Raw genomic sequence first — 7,580 nt, forward strand, 5'->3', positions numbered from 1 at the left:
TACAATGGCATCAACTGTAACAGCAGTAGGATTACTTCCTTTCTTCATATCAATAACAATTCTCTCAAAAGCTTCTTTCATTTTTTTGTACAGTCTCTTTAATCTTTTTAATAAGAAATATTCTAACCTCAAATTTTCTATAAAAAATTGAAACCCAAAATATTCACGAACCTATTCCAAAAGAAGTAAAAACATCTAATAAGTCATTAACTAATAAATTAGCAAGTGAAGATAAGTATTGATTTTTTTCTCAAATTTTTCTACTCCATTATTACAAAAAAAGAATAAAAAATAAATTTTTAGTTTAATCTTCATAATTATGTGCCACCTCTTATGTTATTTTTAATAAATTTGGAAATAAAAATTATTTTTTATTAAATTATGATTTACTTATTCATAATAATTGAGTTATTATTAAATAATAACAAATATAGTCGCAAGTATAATAAAGAGGTTTAAACGATGAAAAATCAACAAGCTAAAAAGCTTAAAACATATCAAAACAAATATCAACATAAACTAATAGTACTAACTTCAACAATCAACTATACAAATCAAAAACATAAAAAATACACGCAAAACAATTTACTTTACTATTTTAATGGAAACTTAAAACGCAACGGAGGAAAAGAAACCACTATAAAAACACTACAAAAATACTTATATCAATTAAACAAAGAACTTAAAATAACTAACAATTATTACAGACATTTGGGTGTCAACATGGGGACTGAAGTCTACTATGAACTTAAATACCCTAAAAAGGAATGTCATCGATTAATAAATGAATATTTCAAAGTTAAAAAAGAAGAAAAATTTCAGAAACGTGTAAATGATTACCTTAAAATAAAATATGATAAAAAGAGGAATGTAGAAAAATCAGAATGTAATAATAATAATAATAATAATAAAGAAAAAGAAGAGGAAAAACTCACTAGCAAAATCGAAGACCTACAAACAAAAAAGTACGCAAGAAAATGCAACTTCAAAACAAATCTCTTCTTGCAAATTTTAAACTTAAATTTAAAAAAAAATACAAAAATTCATTTGTTAAAAATGCTAAAAAGTTCTGAAAATCTTATCAAAAAAGACTATAGCAAGAAACATGAAAAAGTTAATAACAATCACATGTCTCTCAAAGAAAAACAAGAAAAACTTTTATCAATACTTGAAAATGTAAAAATAAATTTAAAAAAAGAAGGATATAACGAAATAATTTTAGACACAAAAATAAAGCTCGAATATGAAAAATACAAAAACAAACCACATTTCATTTTGGAGCATAATAAATATGAAGATTTAAATAAAATTGTTAATCATTTTAAAAAAACCGTTAACAAGACAGATACTTCATTAATTAAAGACAATATATTCAGCATATTACTTGAACAACTGCGTCCTAAAGTAGAAATTAACACCTTAATACCAATACTAAAACAATACCTAAAGCAACAGAAAAAGTTAGGGTATAGCAAAATATTTAATAATCAATACTACTATAACATCTTAGAATTAATAAAAAAACAAAAAATTTATTTAAATCATAAGGAACTTAAACAAACTACTATTTAGGAATTTATTATGAATTGCAAGTTAGAAAACTTAGAAAAGAAAAAAATAAAACTAATACAAAAAGAAGAAAAACCTCTCTTTATCAAAATAGAAGAAATTGAAGATAGAAAAATATACCATACTAAAATCATGATGGATTTATATACATTCAAGATAAAAGAAAATCGAAGACATAAATTTTTTATTTCATTTAGGGGATTATTTAATCAGAATAAAATAGAATATTTTCACTTATTTCCTATAAAAGAAGGAGATAAATTTTTAGGCATTCGTTATGGATATAGAAAACCAATAAAGAATATTCTAACAAAATATCAAGAAAATGGTGTTACCAAATCGTATATTTTGTCAAAAGCGTACTATATAGAATTCAAATTTAAAAAAGGAAGTGTATTTTGCTATCTAAGAAGGCTTGCTTATTTGCTTAGAAAAGACGTGACACATAAACAATACTATAAAGTTTTAATTAATATGTTAGTAAAATTAGAAAGACAAGTATATAAATTTTACAATAAAAACCTACCGGATGGAGGAATTATAACTAAATGGATAGAGAAAAACCAAAAGTAATAACAGTTGCATCAATCAAAGGTGGAGTTGGAAAAAGTACAAGTGCTATTGTACTTGCAACTTTATTGGCAAAAGAATATAAGGTCCTTCTAATAGACATGGACACACAAGCGTCTACTACTAGTTATTTCTACGAAAAAATAAAGGATCAGAGCATAGACCTAAGAAAAAAAAATATATGTGAAGTTATAAAAAACAATTTGGATATAATTGAATCAATTGTTCATATTAGTAATAATTTAGAATTAATACCTAGTTATTTAACGTTGCATACTCTTAACGGAGAATTTTATTGTAGGAATAGACATGCTTTCATTGAGCTTAAGCTAAGTAGAGAATTAAAAAAATTAAAATCAAAATATGATTACGTACTGATTGATACTAATCCAAGCTTGGATTTTACTTTAACTTGTGCTTTATGTACCACTGATTACTTAATAGTTCCGATGACATCTGAAAAATGGACACTTGAAAGTTATGATCTATTAGAATTTTTTATTAAAGAATTGAAAAGATTAATACCGATCTTCTTTATTATAACCAGATTTAAAAAAAATAATACTCATAGAGAACTGTTAGAATATTTACAATCTAGAAAAGGATTTTTGGGACTTGTAAATGAACGAGAAGATTTGAATAGGAAACTTGCAAGAAATGAAACTTTTGATCTTAACAAAGATTATATAGAAGAATATAAAAAAATATTAAACGCTTTATTAATTAAAGTACAGAAAAATTATACTAATAAATTTTAGTTTTTTCTAAAAAAATTCCACTACTGGAAACTTAAATAAATTAAGGAGGTTTGCAAATGCAAGAAGAAAAAGATAGGAAAATATCAATTAATCCTAGAAATTTAGACAATGAAAAAAGTTCTATTCTAATAGTGGATGATAGTATTGTGGATGAAGCAAAAGAAAGGTTTAATCTTTTAAAAATTAAATTAAAGGACAATATAAAAGAGGATATTTCCAATAAAATAGAAACTATGTATATTTTGCAAGAGATCAAGGAAAAAGAATATTATAAATTAGACGGTTATAAAAGCTTTACTGACTTTTCAAAAGTATACAGTTTAGCAAAATCACAAGCATATAATTATTTAAAGATAGCATCTGCTATTCAAGACGGAATTTTAGAAGAAAGATTTTTGCTTGAGAATGGGTTTAATCAAACATTAAACTTTATTAAAATTAAAGAAAGTGAGAAATTCAAAAAATCAGGGAAAACTCCACTAAAACCATTAAGATTTCAGCTTAAAAGTCAAGAAGCCTATGATTTTTATAAGAGAAGTTCAAAGTTTACTAGCTTTATTTTAGAAGATATGTTTCAAAATGATAAAAAGTTTTTAGAGGATAAACTTTTAAAATATAAAAATACCAAAATATAATCAATATAAATCAAATGTATGTTTGCATTCTTTCTAATTGAATAAAAAAATTAGTATTTGTTAACAATAGAATTGATTTTCTTTAAAAAGTAACTTATACTTATTGTTAAGTATTGTTGTTTAAACTTTACTTATATTTGTGAACGATATTAGGGCCATTAGAGCTTAGTAAAGGGTTCTGTTAAGAGTTTTTTACTAAGCTCTATTTTATTTGTTTTTTTGCTTACTTTTATTTTTTTGTTATTGATCGATGTTAGTAAACTTTTGTTTACTTCGTCTACTATTAGTGGTAATAAAACTCAAATAAAATTAATTTATTTCATATTCATTTACCTTATTTTATGATCTATTCTATTGGCAATTTATAGTAAGTCCTTTTGAGTGTTGATTATTATTCTCATTGCATATAAATTTATTTATAAGAGTCTCAAATATCTCTTTATGAGTAAGTTTTAAGCTATGTTATCCATAATACACCTAAAAAACTGTTCTATTTTATTATTAATATTTTCGTATTTACCATCGTTGTTGCAGTTATTTTTTGTGCTTTATAATTAATAGTATTGCTTATGTATTGATTGAAGTTTTTATAAAGTGCTTTGGCTTGTCCTCCTTTTTTAAGGGGTCATAAGTTTCTTTTAAAAGTATTAATTTGTTTAAATAAGTTTTGCAGAAGCCAATCTACAAGGTTTGTTCATTTTCTGTTGTTATCGTTTTTGATACTTGCCAATTTAATTGTTTGCTTTATTAATTACTTTTTAAAACATGCATTTAAAAAAGTAAAACTCCTTTTATTCATCAGTGGTTGAAGTGATAATTTTTTTTGTGTTTCTTGAGCATTTTTTCTTGTAAGTTATTCAACTTTTTACTATCTTGATTGTGAGACTGAGCTTTAGTAGTGTTGTTCGATACTCATTTATATTCTTTGTGACAATATAGTAGCAATATACTTAAGAATATTGCTAATTTTTACCCATTTCAGTTTTTTTATATTTAATCTTTATATTTAAAAAATAAATTTCTTTTTTTGCGATTTATATATAATTCTTTTGTAAAAGATATTATTTTATTGTAATGTTTATGTTGATTAAATATAATTTTTTGTGAACTTATTTATTAATTTGTATTAACCTAATCATATTAGGTTAATACAAATTATTTGATATAATTATGTTGTGTATATTTTAGGAAAATGTAAGCTTAAGTGAGTATTGCAAGAAAGATGAGCGTATCAAGAGTGAGTTTAATTAAATCTTTAAGTTGTTTATTTCCTCTTTTTGAATATTTAAACTTTTTATCAAAACTGTTGATTTTAGTAAAATAAGTTTCTTATAGTGGATAATATATTATATAATAAATAAGGAGAGTTTTATGGGACTTGCACAATCCGTAATTACGCAACAGATGGTGATATCTGAGCTAATTAAAGCAGGGATTAATAGGGAGATTGCTATTGATCTGTCTTACAGATATTATAAAAATGAGCTTACGTATAAAGACCTTGAGTATTTGGAAAATACGTTTAATCTTATGCTTGACAAGGTTGAGGCACTTTTACAATCTGAGATTAAGGCAGTCAAGATAGATCTAGATAATAAGATAGAAAATGTAAAAAGTGAATTAAAATCAGATATAAAAGACCTTGATAATAAGGTTGATAATTTAGAGATTAATTTAAATGTAAATATAGAGAATATAAGAAGTGAATTAAAATTAGATATAAAAGATCTAGATAATAAGATAGAAAATGTAAGAAGTGAATTAAAGTCAGATATAAAAGATCTAGATAATAAGATTGATGTCAAATTTAATGAACTTGATATTAAAATTAATAATTTAGAAAAGAATAATAAGTGGATCTTTGGACTAACTTTTGCATTATGGTTAACAGTTTTGGGAGGTTTTATAGCCTTAATATTTAAGTGAATTATTAGTGTTAATCTTTGATTGTAAATTAATAATTTATATGAAGCATGATGATAATACGTTTCTGAGAATTGGTTGATTTGAATTTTTTGAAGGGCTTTCTTTTGAAGGTTGTAATCAACTTAATAGATTAATTGATTATTTTAGTATTTATTTATGTAATAAATGCTTTCGATTAGTGGTGTATATGATTGTATTTGTAGATGGGTTGAGCTTGATATTGAATAGTAGAAACTTATTGGTAGGCATTTATGTTGTATTAAGGATTTAACATAAGGATATTATTCCAATTATAAATTTTTATTTGATATTTAATATAAGAAGGAGAATATACTATTTTAAGTCAATACGATTTTTAATAGCGAATAGTGCAGTAGTGTTTAGTATAATAGAGAGAGTATAAAATATTGTTTAGCATAGATTATTAGATAATTTTTTTAGTCTGTATTAAGAAATATTAAATATAAATTAGTATATATTCTGTATTCAGTTATATATTTTTAGTGAGTATATTTTGATATAAACTTTATTTTGAATATTAGTAATAAAAATATTTATTAAAATATATATTTGGAATATTTAGGTACTTAATAAAGGATATGGATGGATTAGGGTATGGATATTTAATTTTTATGTTTTATAATATTGTGGATGTTAATTTGGTGCAATATGGATTGATGCTTTCTGGTATTGATGATCCACTGTCTATGCATTTAAAGCGAAGGTTATCCATGTTGAAATACACATGAGTAACGAGTTTATGAGTTTCTACGAATTTAAGCATAAATTTGCAGAAATTATTGTCAGTATAATTGTGTGTAAGTATATTGAGAGTTAAGTTGTAATCATGTTTTGCCTTTGAATAAATATCTTTAAGTTTTATGAAAATGGGCTTATATTTGTTATAACGTTTTAAGAATTCTTGTATCCTAGGGTAATTGAACATGACTATAGTTTCGCTTGTATGACTTAATATCGCTCCCAATTCAGTTATTTCATATATGATATAAGCAGCTTGGTCAAGATTTTTATGTTTGAGAGTATTAATAAATGTGTGGTAATGTTTAATTATGTCGTGGTATCGAAATGCTACATTGTTTGATAGTGGGGTACATGTGTTACTGTTTGGCTTGTATTTACATTCTAGAGATAATTCTTTATCAGAAAGGCTAAGTACAGATTTAATCTTTTCGATTTGGTGTGTGAAGTATACTCCTAAATTTGTCAAGTTATTAAAATTAGTTTTCCAGTTTTTTACACGAACTAGTTTTCTTTTTAAGTAGCGGTATTTATCATAATCATAATATTTTGTGTTTTCTTTTTTTATATTTTCACATATAGAGAATGTGTTAGTTGTAATAGTGATGAGCAGTATTAATTTTAACATTCTTTAACCTTAGTAGAAGGATAGTCTATTTATAGTAACAATGCAAGTGAATAGAGGTAAAAAATATTTTTAATTGATTTAAATAAATACAGATATTTTATTTGGTTTAAATTTTAACTATCACTTAGTATATATTTGTATTCGATTGTATACTTTTAGTTAGTACATTTTTGCATGAATTTTAGTTCAAAAAAATATCAATATGTATACTGTCATGGATCTTGAAAGTAAGTAATAAAATTATGTGAAATATAAATATTTTTTCTAAAGCATTTTTCAAAATTTATGCTTTAGAAAATTTTTTTGCTTATTATTAATAACTTAAAAATCGATATAAAAAATATTATGAGAGTTTTAAATTATTATTTGATTTGCCTGTACGTTATAAAGAATGTTATCTGTTGTAAAGTTAGAGATAGTAAGATTTTTGTTATTGGGTTTTGTACTATTTGATATTAAGACGTAATTTTGTTGGGCTTTATTGTGAATTAGTCCGTAGTGGATTTGAATATAAAAAAATGTCAACTTTGGTATATTTTCGGGACAACTATTGTATAGTTTTGTGGCAACTTTGCTCATTTTAGGTGCAACTCATAAAAATAAAAAATCTTAAGAGACAACTTTGTGCATTTTCATGGCAACTATGTATAGAATTGAGGTAGCTATGTTTTTATTTGAGGAAACTTTGTTCATTATTATTAGCCAAATACTTATGTACTAATAACAAATTATATA

General features: G+C 24.0%; 6 protein-coding genes. 5 read left to right on the forward strand and 1 reads right to left on the reverse strand.

What is annotated here, in order from left to right; genetic code table 11:
• Positions 1–462: 462 nt before the first annotated feature.
• The 5 genes from bcCo53_RS08045 to bdr all read left to right on the forward strand — a co-directional run bounded on the left by bcCo53_RS08045 (position 463) and on the right by bdr (position 5,458).
• The gene (locus bcCo53_RS08045; protein WP_051428634.1) at positions 463–1,572 is read left to right on the forward strand and encodes a plasmid maintenance protein; all 1,110 of its coding nucleotides are present in this window, start codon (positions 463–465) and stop codon (positions 1,570–1,572) included.
• Positions 1,573–1,581: 9 nt separating this feature from the next.
• Positions 1,582–2,142: a DUF226 domain-containing protein gene (locus bcCo53_RS08050; protein ID WP_025408698.1), complete on the forward strand. Its 561-nt coding sequence runs from the start codon at positions 1,582–1,584 to the stop codon at positions 2,140–2,142.
• Complete coding sequence (locus bcCo53_RS08055) at positions 2,118–2,897, forward strand: ParA family protein (RefSeq protein WP_028328273.1); 780 nt, start codon at positions 2,118–2,120, stop codon at positions 2,895–2,897. The genes bcCo53_RS08050 and bcCo53_RS08055 overlap by 25 nt, the downstream gene beginning before the upstream one ends.
• Positions 2,898–2,953: 56 nt before the next feature.
• The gene (locus bcCo53_RS08060; protein WP_025408697.1) at positions 2,954–3,532 is read left to right on the forward strand and encodes a chromosome replication/partitioning protein; all 579 of its coding nucleotides are present in this window, start codon (positions 2,954–2,956) and stop codon (positions 3,530–3,532) included.
• 1,371 nt (positions 3,533–4,903) lie between these two features.
• Positions 4,904–5,458 carry a Bdr family repetitive protein gene (bdr, locus tag bcCo53_RS08065; RefSeq protein WP_025408696.1) on the forward strand — a complete coding sequence of 185 codons (555 nt, stop codon included), beginning with the start codon at positions 4,904–4,906 and terminating at the stop codon, positions 5,456–5,458.
• Between the two features lie 637 nt (positions 5,459–6,095).
• Here the strand turns inward: bdr and bcCo53_RS08070 are convergent.
• Positions 6,096–6,845, reverse strand: coding sequence for a hypothetical protein (locus tag bcCo53_RS08070; RefSeq protein WP_246938473.1), 750 nt, complete (start codon positions 6,843–6,845; stop codon positions 6,096–6,098).
• Between the last annotated feature and the right edge of the window lie 735 nt (positions 6,846–7,580).

It is taken from the genome of Borrelia coriaceae (assembly GCF_023035295.1).
Taxonomy (GTDB): Bacteria; Spirochaetota; Spirochaetia; order Borreliales; family Borreliaceae; genus Borrelia; species Borrelia coriaceae.

Excerpts from the sequence above, each read along its gene's own strand:
- bcCo53_RS08055 (WP_028328273.1), top strand. The coding sequence starts at position 2,118 with ATGGATAGAGAAAAACCAAAAGTAATAACAGTTGCATCAATCAAAGGT.
- bcCo53_RS08045 (WP_051428634.1), top strand. The coding sequence starts at position 463 with ATGAAAAATCAACAAGCTAAAAAGCTTAAAACATATCAAAACAAATAT.
- bcCo53_RS08060 (WP_025408697.1), top strand. The coding sequence starts at position 2,954 with ATGCAAGAAGAAAAAGATAGGAAAATATCAATTAATCCTAGAAATTTA.
- bcCo53_RS08050 (WP_025408698.1), top strand. The coding sequence starts at position 1,582 with ATGAATTGCAAGTTAGAAAACTTAGAAAAGAAAAAAATAAAACTAATA.
- bdr (WP_025408696.1), top strand. The coding sequence starts at position 4,904 with ATGGGACTTGCACAATCCGTAATTACGCAACAGATGGTGATATCTGAG.
- bcCo53_RS08070 (WP_246938473.1), bottom strand. The coding sequence starts at position 6,845 with ATGTTAAAATTAATACTGCTCATCACTATTACAACTAACACATTCTCT.